We start from the raw sequence: 17724 nt of genomic DNA, 5'->3' as shown, positions 1-17724 counted from the left end.
AATACAAAAGGCGGGCCATGGGCCCGCCTGCCGCGTTCAGGGAATCAGCTCACTGGAACGGCGGGGAATACAGCAGGCCGCCCTTGTTCCATTGCGCGTTCAGGCCGCGATCCAACTTCAACGGGGTGGCCGGGCCCAGGTTGCGGTCCCATACTTCACCGTAGTTGCCCACCGCCTTGATGGCGTTCTTTGCCCAGCTTTCGTCCAGACCGAAGCTCTTGCCGATGCCCGGGTCCACGCCTAGCAGGCGGCGGACCTGGGCATCAGTGCTTTGTGCCTGGCTGTCGGCGTTCTTTGCCGTGATGCCGAGTTCTTCAGCGGAGACCAGTGCGTTGACCGTCCAGCGCACAATGGCCGCCCAGTTGGCGTCGTCCTGCCGCACGAAGGGACCCAACGGCGACTTGTTGATGCGTTCGGGCAGGATCACGAAGTCATCGGGCTTGCCGGCGCGCGCGGCGCGGCTGGCGGCCAGCGTGGAGGCATCCGACAGGTAGACGTCGCAGCGGCCGGCGTAGAAGGCCTGTTCCAGCTCGACCAGGTTTTCGATCACCACGGGCCGGTAGGTCAGTTTGTTCTTCTTGAAGTAGTCGACCAGGTTCTGTTCATTGACAGTGCCCGGCTGCACGCAGACTTGGGCGCCGTCCAGTTCGGTGGCGCTTTTGACGCCCAGCTTGCGCGGCACCAGGAAGCCCTGGCCGTCATAGAAGACGATGCCGGCGGACACGATGCCCAGGCCCGCGTCGCGGCCGGACGTGATGGTCGTGTTGCGGTTCAGCACGTCGATCTCGCCCGACTGCAACGCGGGGAAGCGCTGCTGGGAACTGAGCGGCACGAAGCGCGTTTTCTCGGGATCACCCAGCACGGCGGCGGCCAGCGCGCGGCATAGGTCCGCATCCAGCCCGGTCCAACGGCCTTGTTTGTCGGCGATCGACAGACCGGCGGAGCCTTGGCTGACGCCGCACACGAGTTCGCCGCGTTTCTTGATGGTGTCGACGGTGCCTGCGTGGGCTGCTCCGGCAATCGCCAGTGCCGCGGCCACGCCCGCCGTCTTGATGCAATGAGTCAGTCGCATGCCATTCCCGTATTTATCGTATGCAAGAAAGGCATGAATTCTAGAGGGGGGATTCCGAATTCCGAGCGACTATATGGTCATATGAATATAAGAACTAAGCCGTATCCGTATCCGCGTCATATACCTAGAATTCGGTCATACCAAGTTGGAATAACGAAGAAGGTCGCGCATGAGCTGGCAGGACGAATTCAGGCAGTTGTTTCCCATCACACGCGACAAGGCCTACGCCAATATCGCCTACACCAGCCCGCTGTCGCCGAAGGTGGCGGAGGCGGTTGCCGCGTTCTTTGACGGCATCACGCATGCCCGCAGCGACAAGCCGCAATGGTTGCGTGATGCGGATGCGCTGCGTGCGCGCCTGGCCCGCTTGATTGGCGGCGACGCACGCCGACTGGCCTTCACCAAGAACACCACCGAAGGGTTGAACACCGTTGCCCAAGGTCTGAATTGGCAAGATGGCGACAACCTGATCGTGGACGATCAGGAGCATCCCACCAATGCCTTGCCCTGGTTGAACCTGCGCCGCCGTGGCGTGCAGGTGCGCGTGGCGCAAGCGCAGTCGCATCGCTACACGGTGGACGATTTGTGGCAACACGTGGACGCGCGCACCCGCTTGATCGCGGTGTCGTGGGTGCAGTACGGCACGGGCTTGCGCACGGACATCGAGGAACTGGGCCGCCGTTGCTCGGAACGCGGCATCTGGCTGGTGGTCGACGGCATTCAAGGCGCGGGCCTGCTGCGCGCCCGTGTGGACGAATGGCGCGTGGACGCCTTTGCCAGCGGCGCGCACAAGGGCTTGCTGGGGCCGCTGGGCGTGGGGTTGTTGCATGTGTCGCCCAAACTGCTGGACGCGCTGGACCCGCTGTATGTCGGTCCCTCCGGCGTGACCACCTTGGACAAGTCCGGCCTGCAATGGCAGGTGGGCGTGTCCGATGCGGGCGATGCCCGGCGGCTGGAAACGGGCAACTTGAATTATCCCGGCATCGCCGGATGGGCGGGCGCGTTGGACCTGATCGAAGGCGCGCAACCCGACCGCATCGAACCGTGGGTGCTGGAACTGTCGCAAGCGCTAAGCGAAGGGCTGCGCGCATTCGGCGCACACGTGGTGTCGCCGCCGGACACCGAATTGCGCAGCACGACCACGGCGCTGCGTGTGGCCGATCCCGCGGGCGCCTTGGCGCACCTGACCCAAGAGGGCGTGGTGGCCAGCATAGTGGAGTATGGTTACGTGCGCTTATCCGTCGGCGCCTATAACAATCATGCAGACGTCGAACGCATTCTGCGCGCCGCGCGCGCGCTTGCCGTCTGATCTGAATCATCGATAACGCATCTCTGGAGAGACACATGACTGAACCGAAGCAGCCCAATTGGCGCCTGGAAACCATCGCCGTGCATGGCGGTTATCGTCCCGACCCGACGACCCGCGCCGTGGCCGTGCCCATTTATCAGACCGTGGCGTACGCCTTCGACGACACGCAGCACGGCGCCGACCTGTTTGACCTGAAAGTGCCGGGCAATATCTACACCCGCATCATGAACCCCACGACCGACGTGCTGGAACAGCGCGTGGCGGCCCTGGAGGGCGGCATTGCCGCACTGGCGCTGGCGTCGGGCCAGTCCGCCGTCACCTACGCCATCCTGACCATCGCCGAGGCGGGCGACAACATCGTGTCGTCCAGCACGCTGTATGGCGGTACCTACAACTTGTTCGCGCACACGTTGCCGCAGTACGGCATTACCACGCGCTTCGCCAACCCCAGCGATCTGGCCGCCTTCGAGGCGCTGATCGATGACCGCACCAAGGCCATCTTCGCGGAGTCCGTCGGCAACCCGCTGGGCAATATCACCGACATCGCCGCCTTGGCCGACGTAGCGCATCGCCATGGCCTGCCGTTGATCGTCGACAACACGGTGCCGTCGCCGTACCTGCTGCGTCCGATCGAACACGGCGCCGACATCGTGGTGCAGTCGCTGACGAAGTACCTGGGCGGCCACGGCACCAGCCTGGGTGGCGCCATCATCGACTCCGGCAAGTTCCCCTGGGCCGAGCACAAGACGCGCTTCAAGCGCCTGAACGAACCCGACATCAGCTACCACGGCGTGGTCTATACCGAAGCCTTCGGCGCGGCCGCCTACATCGGCCGCGCGCGCGTGGTGCCGCTGCGCAACACGGGCGCGGCGATCTCGCCGTTCAATTCGTTCCAGATCCTGCAAGGCATTGAAACGCTGGCGCTGCGCGTGGACCGCATCGTCGAGAACGCCGTCAAGGTGGCCAACTTCCTGCGCGAGCATCCGAAGGTGGAGTGGGTGAACTACGCCGGCCTGCCGGATCACCCCGATCATGCCCTGGCGAAGAAGTACCTGGGCGGCAAGGTCCCCGGTCTGTTCACCTTCGGCGTGAAGGGCGGCCGCGACGCGGGCGCGCGCTTCCAGGATGCGCTGCAACTGTTCACGCGCTTGGTCAACATTGGTGATTCGAAGTCGCTGGCCACGCACCCTGCCTCCACCACGCACCGCCAGTTGAATCCGGAAGAACTGCAAAAGGCCGGCGTGCGTGAAGAGACCGTGCGTCTGTCCATTGGCATTGAACACATCGACGACCTGATCGCCGATCTTGAACAGGCGCTGGCGCAGGTCTGATCCAATGACGATGATTCCCCGCAGAACCCTGTTGAAACTGGCCGCCGGGCTGCCCGCCCTGGCGGCGGGCGCCAGGGCGCTTGCCGCCACGCCCGCCAAGAAGTCCAAGACGTATGTCCTGGCTCATGGCTCCTGGCATGGCGGCTGGTGCTGGCGTCCGGTGGCCGACCGTCTGCAAGCGGCTGGTCATCGCGTGTACGCGCCCAGCTACACCGGCATGGGCGACCGTGCGCATCTGCTGAGCAAAAGCATCACCATCGATACCTTCGTCGAAGATCTGGTACAGGTCATCGAAACCGAAGAACTACAGGACGTGATCCTGGTGGGGCATAGCTTCGGCGGCATTCCCATCACCGGCGTGGCCGACCGCATTCCCGAGCGCCTGGCGCATCTGGTGTACTTCGACGCCATCGTGCTGAACAGCGGTCAGAATGCATTTTCGGTGTATCCGAAGGCGGATGCCGACGGGCGCATCGCCGCGGCCTCCAAGGCCACCGGCGGCTTGGCGGTGCCGATTCCTGATCCGATTCCCGCTGCCTGGGGTTTCACGCCTGGCAGCGCGGACTATGAATGGGTCAAGCGCCGGCTGACCGCGCATCCGCTGGCCAGCTACACCACGCCGTTGACGCTGAAGAACCCCATTGGCAATGGACGTCCGCGCACCTATATCCACTGCACGCAACCTGAACTGGCCGTGCTGGAAGCATCGCGCAAGCTGGTGAAATCTCAGCAGGGCTGGAAGTGGGTGGACATCGCCACGCCGCACGAAGCACACATCACGCATCCCGGCCTGCTGGCTGATTTGCTGTTGGGCTTGGGCTGACGCCCGTCGCCCCGCGCTAGGACTGCGCGGGGTGGCGCTTGCGCCAGGCGGAAGGCGCCACGCCTTCCGTGCGCTGGAACACGCGGCTGAAGGCGGCCTGCGATTGATACCCGACACGCTCGGCCGCATCTTGAATGCCCATGCCCTGGCTCAAGTGACGGCGTGCGACGCGCATGCGCAGCAATTGCAGCAACTGCGCCGGGGTCGTGCCGCTTTGCAGCGTGAAGCGCCGGTGGAACGTCGCCTTCGACATGTGCAGGCGCTCTGCCATGTCCTGCATGCTCCAGGGGGCGGCAGGGTTGTCCAGTATCGCTTGCAGCAAGCTTGCCATGGCCGGGTCGCGCGCCAGGACGAACAAACCGTAGGCTTGCCGGTCATGAATCGCCAGATGGCGCAGCATGAAGAAGATCAGCAGATCCGTCAGCCGTTCCAGCACCACGGGCGACGCGCCGGGTTCGCGGGCCGTTTCCCCCAGTATCAGTTCAAAGACGCCGCGCGCGGTGCGAAAGCGCTCATCGTCGGCGCGCAGCACCAGGTAGTCGGGCAGGGTGTCGGCCAGCAGGTCGGCCAGTCCGGGGCGAAACTGGAAAAAGCCGCAAGCCAGGCCGGTGCTGTCTGCCTGGCGCGGCAGCAACGGTTCCATCGCGGTACACAAGGCGGCCCCGGGAGCGGCCGGGGCCAGCGGTGTCAAGGCGTGCGGAATGTCGCGCAAGAAGAACACCCCATCGCCCGCCGCGAGTGTGAGCGTATCCAGTCCGTCGCCCAGCTCGACCCGGCACCGGCCGTGCAGGACCAGATGGAAGCTGGCGCGGGCCCGCCCGCTGGTGCTGGCGGACCAATTGCCGCAGTATTGCCCCAGGTGATACAAGCTGGATTGGACTTCCAGGCTGGACAACAGCAGCGCGTCAACGGCGGCTTGATCGGTGTGGTCGGGATTCAAGGGCAAGGTGCAAGGGCCGGGTAAGAAAATGGCGCGAAACTGATCTGATCAGAAGACCGTCGCAGTTTGGGAGGATGATGGCAGATCACGTCTGGTTATAAGCGCATAGCTGAAAGTCGATAAGATCTAGCATCAAGTTGCGATCTTCGTGCATTGTCGCTTGTTGCCGGGCGCCCGCACAATACGGTTTTCTACGATACCCCAGGAGATCTTCATGGCCCGTTTGCCCGTCCATACCGCGCAAAGCGCTCCCGAACCCACGCGCGCCGCCTTGGCCGCGGCGGAGCAGAGCTCGGGATACCTGTCCAATCTGCTGGGGGTCTTGGCCAATGCGCCGATTGCACTGGAGGCCTACCAAACGCTGTCGCAGATCAATGCGCGTGCGGGCCTGACCTTGCAGGAACGCGAGGTGGTTCAACTGGTTGCGGGCACGCGCCACGGCTGCACGTTCTGCGTGGCCGGCCACACGGCGCTGGCGCGCAACAAGGCGCGGCTGTCGCCGGAAGTCGTGGATGCGCTGCGCGCCCAGGGCGTGGTGCCCGACGAACGCCTGCAAGCCTTGGCGGCCTTTACCGAGGCCGTCATCCAGACGCGCGGCCGCGTCAGCGACGACGCCTTGCAGGCCCTGCGCGACGCCGGCTACACCGATGGGAATGCGCTGGAAGTGATCGTAGGCGTCGGGCTGGCCACGATCTGCAACTTTGGCAATAACCTGGCGCAGACGCCGCTGAACGATCAATTGCGTGACTACGCCTGGAGCGGTGCGTGATGACGGCGCAATCGGTAAGCGCCACGGCCAGTGTGGGCTGGACCTTGCCGTCGGGGTTGGCGTCATGGCTGGAGCAGCATGCCGATGCCCTGGACGACGGCAGCCTTGACGCGGCCACGGTGCTGCCCCAATTGGCTGACGCCGGCGTGTTCCGCATTGGCGTGCCGCAGGCGCTGGGCGGCTTGCCCGGCACGGACATTGGCGATGCCATCGAAGCTGTGTCGCAAGTGGCGGAGCGGTCGGTGGCCAGCGCCTTCGTGGCCTGGGGCCAGCGTGTCTTCATCGAATATCTGTTGCGCAGTCCGAACACGGCGCTGGCGGATGCCTGGATGGCGCCGCTGCTGAGCGGTCAGCAGGCCGGTGCCACCGCGCTGTCGAATGCCATGAAATTCCTGAGCGGCATTGAATCCTTGCAGATTGGCGCACGGGAAGAGGGCGGCCAATGGGTGCTGGATGGACGCATGCCTTGGGTGACCAACCTGCGGGTGCAAGGTTTCTTGGTGGCCGCCGCAGTGACCGCGCCTGACGGCACGCCTGCCGTCGTGGCGTTGCCGCACGACATCGCCGGTTTGGTTCGCAGCCCGGACCTGTCCTTGCTGGCCCTGCAATCCAGCAACACCGCTGCCCTGGAGGTGCAAAGTGTGCGCATCGGCCCGGAATGGCTGATCCATCCCGATGCCCGGCAGTATCTGCCGCAGGCCCGGCCGGCGTTTGCAGGGTTGCAATGCGGTTTGTCGATCGGGTTGGCACGCCGCGCTCTGCAAGCAGCCGCGCAGTCGGGGCAGGGGCAGGCGTCGCGCGGCATCCTGGGCCAGCCGCTGGAGGCGCTGCGTGTGCAGGTGGACAAGCTTGGCGCCAGCCTCATTGCCGGGGTGCGCAGTGAGCGTTTCGTGGCCGAGCCCTGGGCTTTGTTCGAGCTACGCATCGCGCTGGCCGAAGCGGCCAACCAGGCCGTGCAATTGGAATTGCAGGCCAGTGGCGGCGCCGCCTATCTGAAGCCGGCAGGCGCCGGGTTTGCCCGCCGCTGGCGCGAAGCGGCCTTCTTGCCGATCGTGACGCCCAGCTTGGTGCAGTTGAAGACCGAACTGGCCAAGCGCCAGGCCAGGCTGGCCGCCGAGGCTGCCGCATGACGACGGCCGCGCGGCCCGTACTGCACGCACGCGGCCTGGCCTTGCGTTATGCCGGCGCGGCCGATCCCGTCTTCCATGATGTGGATCTGGATCTGGCGCGCGGCGAAGTGGTGGCCGTGCTGGGCGCCAGCGGGGCGGGCAAGTCCAGCCTGCTGCGCGTCCTGGCGGGCTTGCAGCCGGCCACCGCCGGATCGTTGCTGATGGAAGGCGCACCGTTGACGGGAGTGCATCCGCGCGTGGCCGTGGCGTTCCAAGATCCCAGCCTGCTGCCGTGGCTGTCGCTGGAACGCAATGTTGCCTTTGGCCTGGACTTCAAGCATCAGCCCGCACTGACGGATAGTCAGCGCCGGACGCGGGTGGACCAAGCCATTGACGAGGTCGGCCTGTCGCATGCGCGGCACCTGCGGCCGTCGCAGTTGTCTGGCGGCATGGCGCAGCGCACCGCTTTGGCCCGCTGCCTGGCGCGACAGCCCTCGGTGCTGCTGCTGGACGAACCCTTTGGCGCGCTGGACGAAGTCACGCGCAGCGACATGCAGGTGCTGCTGCGCAAGGTGGTGGCGGATTTTCACACGGCCGCCGTCCTGATCACGCACGACATCGATGAAGCGCTGGTGTTGGCCGACCGCATTGTCCTGCTGGGTGGCGTGCCCGGGCGCATTCTGGGGGTGTGGCAAGTGGACCTGCCGCATCCGCGCGCCGACCTGTTGCCCGAAATGAGCGCGCTGCGCCTTGAAATCCTGACTCGCTTGCGCGCTGCGCTGCGGGCCGTGCGCGGCGATGCCGCGCTGGTGTGAACCGACGACTGTCCCCTTGCTAGGAGCCTATTGATGTGCCTGGAACACATGTCGCGTCGCGACTGGTTGAAACTCTCGGCCCTGCTGACGGCAGGTGGCGCAAGCGCTTTGTTGTCGGCGTTCAACGCCCGCGCGCAGAGCGATCCGGATGCGCCGGTGCGCATTGGCTATCTGCCGATTACCGACGCCGCGCCGCTACTGGTGGCGCACAACAACGGCTTGTTTGACAAAGCAGGCGTCAAAGCGGAAAAGCCCACGCTGTTGCGTAGTTGGGCGCAGGTGATCGAGGCCTTTATCTCGGGCCAGGTCAACGTGGTGCACCTGTTGTCGCCGATGACGGTGTGGGCGCGCTTTGGCAGCAAGGTGCCGGCCAAGGTCGTGGCCTGGAATCACGTGGGCGGGTCGGGGCTGACCGTGGCGCCCGCCATCAACAACGTCAAGGAACTGGGTGGCAAGACCGTGGCCATCCCGTTCTGGTATTCCATCCACAACGTCATGCTGCAATATCTGTTGCGCGAAAACGGCCTGACGCCCGTCGCGCGCAAGGATGGCTCGGTTGGCGCCAACGAGGTCAACCTGATCGTCATGGCGCCCGCCGACATGCCGCCGGCGCTGGCGCAGAACCGCATCGCCGGCTACATCGTGGCCGAGCCCTTCAACGCGCTGGCCGAAACCCTGGGCGTTGGCAAGGTGCTGCGGTTTACCGGTGATGTCTGGCGCAACCATGCTTGCTGCGTCGTGTTCATGCACGAGCGCGATCTGGAGCAGCGCCCGGAGTGGTCGCAAAAGGTGGTCGACGCCATTGTGCAGGCGCAATTGTGGATACGTGACCACCGCGCCGAGACAGCCCAGCTGCTGTCCAAGGAAGGCATCAACCGCTACACGCCGCACGGCTTGCCGGCGCTGACCAAAGTACTGGCGCCGCCCGCATCCGATCGCGAGCAATACCTGGGCAGCGGCGCCATCCGCCACGCAGACTGGGATGAACGCCGCATTGACTTCCAGCCCTATCCATTCCCCAGCTACACCGAGGAATTGGTGCGCCGCCTGCGCGATACGTTGATCGAGGCCGACCGGGGGTTTCTGGCTGACCTGGATCCCGCCCGCGCCGCGCGCGAGCTGGTGGACGACCGCTATGTCAAACGTGCCATTGAGTCCGTGGGCGGCTTGAACCGCTTTGGCTTTCCGGACGCCTATACCCGGATCGAAATGGTGCAGGCGTGACGGTTCGCGAGTCGCTTGCAGGGCCGGCGGGCAGCGCGGCGGCCGATGCTGCCACCCACCCGCCTGCCAAACCGGCCACCCGCGCACGCGAGGCCGGCCTGGGCCTGGGCGCGCGCTGCGCGTTGGGGCTGGGTGGCCTGGCGGCATTGCTGGCCTTGTGGTGGCTGGGTACCGACGTCTTGTCACCCGCGGGAGGCATGGCGCGGCGCTTTTCGCCGGGCGCCACCTTCATCAGCCTGGCGGAACTGCTGACGGCGTCGGACTTGCCCCTGCATATCCTGGTCAGCCTGCGGCGCATTGCGGTGGGGCTGGGCTTCGCGTTGTTGATTGGCGTGCCGCTCGGGCTGGCAATTGGTAGCTGGCGGCGATTGGAGGCCACGGTCTCTCCCGCCATGCAGTTCCTGCGCATGATTTCGCCGTTGTCCTGGATGCCGATCGCCGTGATGGTGTTCGGTGTCGGCGACGATCCCGTCTATTTCCTGCTGACCTTCGCCGCCGTCTGGCCCATCGTATTGAACACGGCGGCGGGCGTGCAACAGCTGGATCCGCGCTGGTTGCAACTGGCCCAAAGCGTGGCCGCCACCCGCTGGGAGACCTTGCGCAGCGTGATCCTGCCCGGTGTGCTGGGCCATATCCTGACCGGCGTGCGGTTGGCCATCGGCATTTTGTGGATCGTCTTGGTGCCCTGCGAAATGCTGGGTGTGTCGGCGGGGATGGGCTACTTCATCCTGGACACGCGGGATCGGCTCGCCTATTCGGAATTAATGGCCATGGTGCTGATGATCGGCGTCCTGGGATTCCTGCTGGATGCGGCGGCCCGGGCGCTGTACCGCTACTGGCGGGGGTAGGACGCCGGGGCTATTTGCGCACGGTCTTGCCCGGGGCCGGGCACACCACGGCGCGTAGCTTGCGCTGGACGGGGTCGCGCGCGACGGGCGCATTGTGTATGCCCGCCACCGGGATCGATTCCACCAGTGCACCGGTGGCATCGTTGCCCGCGTAGTGCTGCGTTTGGGTAACGGTATAGGTGTTGGCGGTGCAGTTCAGCGTGATCGGTTGCGAGACCGAGCCATACGGCTGGCCATTGGTTTCCGACACGCGGGGCTGCGCATAGAACCAGGCCACCGTCACCGCCATCACCATGGGCCGCTCAGACACCGGCGCAATCGATGCGCTGTCATAGAACACGCCGGGCATCGCCTGCGGGTCCAGTGGCGTCCACGACGGGCCCCCGCCAAAAACGATGTTCGACACATCAAGGTCGCGTGGCACGATATTGACGGCGCAGGCATCGGGCGGAATCGGATCTCCTTCGCGTACGGTAAGCGCTTGGCAAACGTCTGGCGGCGCGGCAAGCGTCTGCGGCGTCCAGCCAGCTGCCCCTAGTAAAACCAGGGCCAGGATGAAGCTTGTGTGCCTTGCGATCATGTCGGGTTTCCGTGTGCTGCCGGGTGCGGCGTGACAGTATGTCACGCCAGTATAGGGAACGTTGCGTAACACGCTATAGTTTCGCCCATTCCCCCAAATGTCACCGGCCGAATGGCCGAGCGCTCACGCACCAGGATGCTTTGCAGCCATGAACCTTAGACTGCTTGCCAGCGGCGCCGCGATCGTCATCGCGGGGGTGATCGGCTATGGCATTTATCAACTGGTGCCGCTGGGCAAGCCACTGGCGCGCAGCGAAGTCATCGGTGAACTCAATGGCCTGCCGCTGGCGTCGTTTTCCCGTGTATCGCTGCAACGCTTCGGCGAACGCCAATTGCTGATCGGGCAGCGTCTGGTGTCGGGAAAGGAAATGGCCAGCCTGGAGAAGGCGCCCCTGCTGGATGCGCAAGTTCCGGCCCTGGGCACACGTCAGCAGAACCCCTGGCAATTGGCCGACACGCGCAACCTGATCTACGGCGGGCAGGGCACGGGCGTATTTGAACTGCTGGGCTCGATCAGCGGCGACAGCGGCGTCAGCCTGATCGGGTCGCCCCAGGGCCGCACCTTGTACCTGGTCACGGGCACGCCGCGCGCTCCACGCCAGGATGAGCCCTTGGCCGCCTGGGAAACGCTGCGCTCGGACGACTTGGGCCAAACCTGGTCTTACGACCCGGATGTCGTGCTGGGGGCGCCGCAACAGTACACCGTGTTCCTGACCCAAGACCGGGTGATCGCGCTGGAACGGCATGACGCCGGCCAGCGGCTGCTGGTCAGCGAAGACCGCGCCAGGCACTGGTCGGCGACCTTGCTGGACGAACAGGTCTGGCCAGACGCGGAAGCGTTTGAGCGGTCCTTTCATGAAAAGGCTGGCAAAGAGGGCGGCGCTCGCGCCAGCGACCAATTGGCCTATGACTGGTCGCTGTATCCCCTGGATGACAAGCGCGCCGTCGGCTGGAGCTGGCGCACGCGGATCAGCCTGAATGCGTCGGAAAAGAATGAAGTGCTGGAGACCCGGCGTTTCGAGGTGGAATTCCAGAACGGCGCGTCACCCGCTTTCCGCATCACGCAGCGCGTGCCGCCGGTTCCCGCGCCTGCGCCCGATGCACGTTACACGCGGGATCAAACCGTGTTTGAAACGTCGGGCGACGCCATCTATGAATTGGATAAGGCCGAAAGGGCATGGCACCGGCGTGGGGTGTCGCCCACCGTGCAAGGCAAGCGCAGCTGGATCGACGACGCCTGGTTCGGCCACAAGGCCTGGGTGATCAAGACCTACGCTGACCACCTGTTCTCATTCAACGAATACACCAAGACGTACTTCACCAGCCGCAACCAGGGCAAAACCTGGCGCGCGTTCCAGATTCCCCAGGACGTGGAGACAGGCCTGCTGGGCATGGATGCGTCAGGCGAGGCGCTGCTGTCGCTGGCGGAACGGGACGGAAAAACGGTGATCCGGCGGTATCCGCTGGATTGATGTCCGCGCGCAGGGGCGGCGTGCCTTGCTTGCGCCAGCCGCCTTACTCCGCCAGCACGTACTCGGGATACCGCTTGCAGATCTCGGCGACCTGGCTGAGCGTGCCGGACAGATGTTCGCGCAGCACCTGCTGCGCGCGTTCGGGCGCCTGCGCCACGATGGCGCTCAGCAATCGCTGGTGATCGTCCATGATGCGTTCGGCCTTGCCGGCTTCGGGCAAATGCAGCCGGCGAAGACGATCCAGGTGGCCGCTGTAGCGTTGTTCCAATTCCCAGAGACTGGTCACGCCCGCGGCCGCATGCATGTCGCGGTGGAAAGCCTGGTCGGCGTCAATGAACTGCTGATATTCGCCATTGGCGTGGCTTGCCCGCTGCAAGTCGATGCTGGCTTGCAGGCGCTTGTGCAGGATAGGGTCGGGCCGCTGCGCCAGCAGGTGCACGATTTCAAGTTCCAGCGATTGGCGCAGGAAATGGGCCTGGCGGGCGGCCGGGATGTCGATGCGGCTGACGACCGTGGTGTGCTGCGGGTAGATTTCCACCAGCGCCTCTTCGGCCAGGCGCATGAGGGCGTCGCGGATGGGCGTTTGGCTCAGGCCATAGGTTTCGGCCAGCGTCACGCGCGATAGCGCCGTGCCGGGCGCGAGTTCCAGCGACACGATCTGTTCGCGTAGATGTTCGAAGACCTGGGGCGCCGCGTGGCGCGAACGGTCCAGTCTGAGCTTTGGGCTTTGCATCCTGGGGCGTGTCGGGAGTACGGTGGACAAAGACCGCAGTGTAGCGGGTTTTCACCTAGCTGACGCACTAATGTATTAGTGTTTAAATGCTTCCATCCCCACCACGCCTTACCTCCGATCCCCTATGAAACGTTCCTACGAAAGTCTGCGCAGCGCCGCCTGGATGGCCAAGGATGACCTGCGTTCGTTTGGCCACCGTTCCCGCATGATGCAAATGGGCTATGCCCCCGATGATTGGGTCGGCCGGCCCATCATCGCCATCATCAATACCTGGTCCGACCTGAATCCCTGTCATAGCCACTTCAAGCAGCGCGTCGAAGACGTGAAGCGCGGTGTATTCCAGGCCGGCGGATTTCCCGTGGAGCTGCCTGCGATTTCGGTGTCGGAATCCTTCGTCAAGCCGACGACCATGCTGTATCGCAACTTCCTGGCGATGGAAACCGAAGAACTGCTGCGCAGCCACCCGGTTGACGGCGCCGTGTTGATGGGCGGCTGCGACAAGACGACGCCGGGGCTCATCATGGGCGCCATCAGCGCCGGGCTGCCGTGCGTTTACGTGCCTGCCGGCCCCATGTTGCGCGGCAACTGGAAAGGCAAGATCCTGGGATCGGGTTCTGACGCCTGGAAGCTGTGGGACGAACGCCGCGCCGGCAAGATCACGCAAGAACAATGGACGGAAGTGGAAGGCGGTATCGCCCGCAGCTACGGCACCTGCATGACGATGGGCACGGCCAGCACCATGACGGCCATCGCCGAAGCCATCGGCATGACCCTGCCGGGCGCGTCCTCGATTCCGGCGGCTGACGTCAACCACATGCGCATGTCCGCCGAATGCGGCCGGCGCGTGGTGGACATGGTGTGGGAAGACCTTACTCCCAAGCGCATCCTGACCCTGGCGTCGTTCAAGAACGCCATCAACGTTGCCATGGCCATGGGCTGTTCCACCAATGCCATCGTGCACCTGGTCGCGATGTCGCGCCGCGCGGGCTGCGCGGTCGGGCTGGATGATTTCGACGCGGCCAGCCGCAAGGTGCCGGTCATTGCCAATATCCGGCCCAGCGGCGACACCTATCTGATGGAAGACTTCTATTACGCGGGCGGATTGCCCGCACTGATGTCGCGCCTGCAAGACCATCTGGACCCTACCGCCATGACCGTCACCGGCAAGACGCTGGGCGAGAACATTGCCGGCGCCGAGGTCTATAACGACGATGTGATCCGCAAGCTGGACACCGCCATCTACGACGAAGGCGCGCTGGCCGTGCTGCGCGGCAATATCGCGCCGGACGGCTGCGTCATCAAGCCCAGCGCCTGCGCGCCGCAGTTCCTGCAACACACGGGCCCGGCGCTGGTGTTCGACGATTACCCCAGCATGAAAGCCGCGGTCGACGACGAAAACCTGGACGTCACGGCCGAACACATCATGATCCTGCGCAATGCCGGCCCGCAAGGCGGCCCCGGCATGCCCGAGTGGGGCATGCTGCCCATCCCGACCAAGCTGGTGAAGCAGGGGGTGCGCGACATGCTGCGCCTGTCCGATGCCCGCATGAGCGGCACCAGCTATGGCGCCTGCATTCTGCATGCGGCGCCCGAAGCCTACATCGGCGGCCCGCTGGCGCTGGTCAAGACCGGCGACACGATCACCGTGGACGTGCCTGCCCGCAGCATCCACCTGAACATCAGCGACGAAGAACTGGCCGCGCGCCGCGCTGCCTGGACGCCGCCGCCCAAGCGCTATGAACGCGGCTACGGCTGGATGTATTCCAAGCACATCCTGCAAGCCAACGACGGCTGCGATTTCGATTTCCTGGAAACCGAGTTCGGCGCACCGGTGCCCGAACCCGAGATCTTCTAAGCGCGGCGGCGGGCGTCAGCCCGCTGCCCATCCTTCATTGCTTGTCTTAAGACCCCGGAGTCATCGTGTCTCAAATGAATCCTGAAACCCGCGCCCGCCTGGCCGGGATCAGCACCGCCACGCTATGCACGGCATTGTTCAAGCGCGGCCTGCGCAACCAGTTCATCCAGGACGTGCGCCCGCTGAACGCCAATCTGCCCAACATGGTGGGTCCGGCCTTCACGCTGCGCTACATCCCCGCCCGCGAAGACCTGAACACCATCAAGGTGTTTGAAGACCGTGCGCATCCGCAGCGCGTGGCCGTCGAAACCTGCCCTGAAGGCGCCGTGCTGGTCATGGATAGCCGCAAAGATGCGCGCGCCGCGTCCGCCGGGTCCATTCTGATCACGCGCTTGATGAAGCGTGGCGTGGCGGGCGTGGTGACCGATGGCGGATTCCGCGATTCGCCCGAAATCGCCGAACTGGGCTTTGCCGCGTATCACCAGCGTCCGTCCGCCCCGACCAATCTGACGCTGCATCAGGCGCTGGACATCAATGCGCCCATCGGTTGCGGTGACGTGCCCGTGTGGCCTGGCGACATCGTCGTGGGCGACCGCGAAGGCGTCGTGGTGATCCCCGCGCACCTGGCGGATGAGATCTCGATCGAAGCGGTGGAAATGACCGCCTTTGAAGACTTCGTGACCAGTCAGGTGCAGCAGGGCGCGTCCATTCTGGGCCTCTATCCGCCCACGGACCCGGGCACCAAGGACAAATTCGCCGCCTGGCGCAAAGAACAGGGCCGTTGAGCCTTGCCGCCGGCCGACCGGCCGGCGACCCATACCTATAAATCAAGGTAGGAGACAACATGAATACGCAACGACGCAGCGCGTTGGGCGCGCTGCTGGCTGGCGCCATCCTGGGCACATTGGCCATGCCGGCCAGCGCCGCCGACTGGCCCGCCCAAAAGCCGATTTCCTATGTGGTGCCGTTCACCGTGGGCGGTTCGACTGACGTGGTGGGCCGCGTGCTGGCCCAGAAGCTGGGCGACCGCCTGCACCAGAACGTCATCGTGGAAAACAAGCCCGGCGCGGCCGGCGGCATTGGCGCGACCTACGTGGCCAAGGCGCCGCCCGACGGCTACACGCTGTTTGGCGGCACCATCAGCACGCATGCCATCAACGCCAGCCTGTACAAGAATTTGAAGTACGACCCGGTAAAGGACTTTGAACCGGTGTCGCTGATCGCCTATCTGCCCAACGTGCTGTTGGTGGACCCCAACCTGGGCGTGAACTCGGTGGCCGACCTGATCGCGTTGCTCAAGCGCGATCCGAACAAACGCACCTTTGCGTCATCGGGGGCGGGCACATCGACGCACCTGGCCGGCGAACTCTTCTCAAGCATGATCGGCGTGCCGCTGACGCACGTGCCGTACAAGGGCACGCCGCCCGCGATGGTGGACGTGTCATCGGGTGCGGTGACCTTCATGTTCGATCAGATGACGGCGGCCTTGCCGCTGTTGCAAACCGGCAAGCTGAAGTTGCTGGCCGTCACCACCAAGGACCGCATCTCGCTGGCGCCGGAAGTGCCGACCATGCAGGAAGCCGGCGTGCCTGGTTTCCAGATGGCGTCCTGGCAGGCCGTCTACGCGCCCAAGGGCACGCCCAAGCCGATCCTGGATAAGCTGGCGCAGGAAATCGCGGTCATCCTGAAAGAACCCGATGTTCAGGAAAAACTGGGCAAGACCATGGGTATGGAATTGGTGGGCAGCACGCCCGAAGAACTGCGCGCGCTGATGGCCACCGAGATCCCCCGTTGGGCCGAAGTCGTGAAGAAGTCAGGCGCAACGGTGGAATGAAAATCGCCGGGCACGGCGGAAAGCCGCCGCGCCCGGTGGGATTCAGGGTTTCAGGTTCAGCTTGGGTACCAGCGTATTGAACGCCTGTTCCTGGCGAGCCACATCAGCCGCGAATTGCGGTTGATCGGCATAGGAGGGCGTCAGGTTCTGCTTGCGCATCAGCGTCTGGAACTCCTTGGACTGCGCCACGTGGCGGGCGGCAGCCCGCCATTTCTCCACCGCGTCCGCCGGCGCGGACTTGGGCAGGCCGATGCCGCGCCACACGCTGAATTGCAGATCCGCGCCGCGCTCCTTCATCGTGGGCACGGCGGGCAGGTTCTCCAGGCGCTGGGGAGCCATCACGGCAAGCGTGCGTAGCTTTCCGGTGTCCACGTGTTGTTGCAGCTCGGCATAGGCAACGGTGGTGGCCTGCACGTCACCCGCCAGCAGGCCCATGATGGCGGGCGCCGATCCCTGATAAGGCACATGCACGAATTTCACGCCTGTCTGCTCAGCCAGGGCGGCCGCCGCCATGTGCGGCACGGTGCCGATGCCGGCGTTCGAGACCGCGACCCGCTCCGGATTCTTCTTCGCGTAGTCCAGAAACTCTTCCACCGTCTTCCATGGCGCATCGGCGCGCACCGTCACGGAAGACGGGTCATCCGTGAAACGCGCGATGGGCTGGAAGTCGTTGACGGTGGTCTTGCCGATGCCCATCAGCGGAACCACCAGCATTTCCGGCGTCATCAGGACCAGCCGATAACCGTCCGGCTGCGCATTGGCCACATACGACCAGCCGATGGAGCCGCTTGCGCCGGGCTTGTTGATCACAACGGTGGGTTGTGCCAGCAGCGGGGGGCGCACCGCTTCCGCGATGGCGCGGGCGGTGTTGTCGCTGCCGCCGCCGGGCTGGTAGGCAACCACCAGTTCCATCGAGCGGGCGGGATAGTCCGCCGCATGGGCGGGGGACAGGGCAAACAGGGCGCTGGCGATCAGCGCGGACAGGCGGATGGGGCGCATGGTGGCGGCTCC

17 protein-coding genes are annotated in these 17724 nt (G+C 64.9%); 12 read left to right on the top strand and 5 right to left on the bottom strand.

The annotated features are described in order from the left end of the window. Positions 1 to 49: 49 nt before the first annotated feature. Positions 50 to 1072 (bottom strand): amino acid ABC transporter substrate-binding protein, encoded by a 1023-nt coding sequence (locus tag HV753_RS04580; RefSeq protein ID WP_175173214.1) that lies wholly within the window; start codon positions 1070 to 1072, stop codon positions 50 to 52. Between the two features lie 169 nt (positions 1073 to 1241). On the opposite strand from HV753_RS04580, the gene HV753_RS04575 reads away from it, so the two are divergent. Genes HV753_RS04575 through HV753_RS04565 form a run of 3 tightly spaced genes read left to right on the top strand, consistent with a single transcriptional unit; the run spans position 1242 to position 4535 of the window. Next, positions 1242 to 2381: an aminotransferase class V-fold PLP-dependent enzyme gene (locus tag HV753_RS04575; RefSeq protein ID WP_175173213.1), complete on the top strand. Its 1140-nt coding sequence runs from the start codon at positions 1242 to 1244 to the stop codon at positions 2379 to 2381. A gap of 35 nt (positions 2382 to 2416) precedes the next feature. After that, positions 2417 to 3712, top strand: coding sequence for an O-acetylhomoserine aminocarboxypropyltransferase/cysteine synthase family protein (locus HV753_RS04570; RefSeq protein WP_175173212.1), 1296 nt, complete (start codon positions 2417 to 2419; stop codon positions 3710 to 3712). Between the two features lie 4 nt (positions 3713 to 3716). Then, complete coding sequence (locus tag HV753_RS04565) at positions 3717 to 4535, top strand: alpha/beta hydrolase (protein ID WP_246288148.1); 819 nt, start codon at positions 3717 to 3719, stop codon at positions 4533 to 4535. Between the two features lie 16 nt (positions 4536 to 4551). On the opposite strand, the gene HV753_RS04560 is transcribed toward HV753_RS04565, so the two are convergent. Further along, positions 4552 to 5475 (bottom strand): AraC family transcriptional regulator, encoded by a 924-nt coding sequence (locus tag HV753_RS04560; protein WP_246288147.1) that lies wholly within the window; start codon positions 5473 to 5475, stop codon positions 4552 to 4554. A gap of 214 nt (positions 5476 to 5689) precedes the next feature. Here HV753_RS04560 and HV753_RS04555 point away from each other — a divergent pair, with 214 nt between their 5' ends. Genes HV753_RS04555 through HV753_RS04535 form a run of 5 tightly spaced genes read left to right on the top strand, consistent with a single transcriptional unit; the run spans position 5690 to position 10240 of the window. Continuing rightward, on the top strand, positions 5690 to 6244 hold the full coding sequence (locus tag HV753_RS04555) for a carboxymuconolactone decarboxylase family protein (protein ID WP_175173210.1): 555 nt from the start codon (positions 5690 to 5692) through the stop codon (positions 6242 to 6244). Continuing rightward, positions 6244 to 7374 carry an acyl-CoA dehydrogenase family protein gene (locus tag HV753_RS04550; RefSeq protein ID WP_175173209.1) on the top strand — a complete coding sequence of 377 codons (1131 nt, stop codon included), beginning with the start codon at positions 6244 to 6246 and terminating at the stop codon, positions 7372 to 7374. Before HV753_RS04555 ends, HV753_RS04550 begins: the two co-directional genes overlap by 1 nt. After that, entirely contained in the window at positions 7371 to 8168 is a 798-nt protein-coding gene (locus HV753_RS04545) for an ABC transporter ATP-binding protein (protein WP_175173208.1), read from the top strand. Before HV753_RS04550 ends, HV753_RS04545 begins: the two co-directional genes overlap by 4 nt. Positions 8169 to 8201: 33 nt before the next feature. Beyond that, entirely contained in the window at positions 8202 to 9392 is a 1191-nt protein-coding gene (locus HV753_RS04540) for an ABC transporter substrate-binding protein (RefSeq protein WP_175173207.1), read from the top strand. Continuing rightward, a complete protein-coding gene (locus HV753_RS04535; protein ID WP_217481432.1) occupies positions 9389 to 10240 on the top strand; it encodes an ABC transporter permease in 852 nt (283 codons plus the stop codon). Before HV753_RS04540 ends, HV753_RS04535 begins: the two co-directional genes overlap by 4 nt. A gap of 10 nt (positions 10241 to 10250) precedes the next feature. Here HV753_RS04535 and HV753_RS04530 read toward each other — a convergent pair whose 3' ends face one another. After that, on the bottom strand, positions 10251 to 10820 hold the full coding sequence (locus HV753_RS04530; protein ID WP_175173206.1) for a surface-adhesin E family protein: 570 nt from the start codon (positions 10818 to 10820) through the stop codon (positions 10251 to 10253). A gap of 148 nt (positions 10821 to 10968) precedes the next feature. Between HV753_RS04530 and HV753_RS04525 the strand changes: the two genes are divergently transcribed. Next, entirely contained in the window at positions 10969 to 12291 is a 1323-nt protein-coding gene (locus HV753_RS04525) for a hypothetical protein (protein ID WP_175173205.1), read from the top strand. A 43-nt stretch (positions 12292 to 12334) separates the two neighbouring features. Here HV753_RS04525 and HV753_RS04520 read toward each other — a convergent pair whose 3' ends face one another. Next, positions 12335 to 13024 carry a GntR family transcriptional regulator gene (locus tag HV753_RS04520; RefSeq protein ID WP_175173204.1) on the bottom strand — a complete coding sequence of 230 codons (690 nt, stop codon included), beginning with the start codon at positions 13022 to 13024 and terminating at the stop codon, positions 12335 to 12337. 124 nt (positions 13025 to 13148) lie between these two features. Between HV753_RS04520 and araD the strand changes: the two genes are divergently transcribed. The 3 genes from araD (at position 13149) to HV753_RS04505 (ending at position 16713) form a co-directional block, all read left to right on the top strand. Then, positions 13149 to 14879: an L-arabinonate dehydratase gene (gene araD, locus HV753_RS04515; protein ID WP_175173203.1), complete on the top strand. Its 1731-nt coding sequence runs from the start codon at positions 13149 to 13151 to the stop codon at positions 14877 to 14879. A 74-nt stretch (positions 14880 to 14953) separates the two neighbouring features. Then, positions 14954 to 15664, top strand: coding sequence for a ribonuclease activity regulator RraA (locus HV753_RS04510; protein ID WP_175173678.1), 711 nt, complete (start codon positions 14954 to 14956; stop codon positions 15662 to 15664). A 59-nt stretch (positions 15665 to 15723) separates the two neighbouring features. Then, the gene (locus tag HV753_RS04505) at positions 15724 to 16713 is read left to right on the top strand and encodes a Bug family tripartite tricarboxylate transporter substrate binding protein (protein WP_175173202.1); all 990 of its coding nucleotides are present in this window, start codon (positions 15724 to 15726) and stop codon (positions 16711 to 16713) included. Positions 16714 to 16755: 42 nt separating this feature from the next. Here the strand turns inward: HV753_RS04505 and HV753_RS04500 are convergent, their stop codons facing one another. Then, a complete protein-coding gene (locus HV753_RS04500; protein ID WP_175173201.1) occupies positions 16756 to 17712 on the bottom strand; it encodes a Bug family tripartite tricarboxylate transporter substrate binding protein in 957 nt (318 codons plus the stop codon). Positions 17713 to 17724: the final 12 nt, after the last annotated feature.

The sequence above is a fragment of the Achromobacter pestifer genome (assembly GCF_902859625.1).
Lineage (GTDB): Bacteria > Pseudomonadota > Gammaproteobacteria > Burkholderiales > Burkholderiaceae_B > Achromobacter > Achromobacter pestifer.
This window is presented reverse-complemented; position numbering and strand designations above follow the sequence as displayed.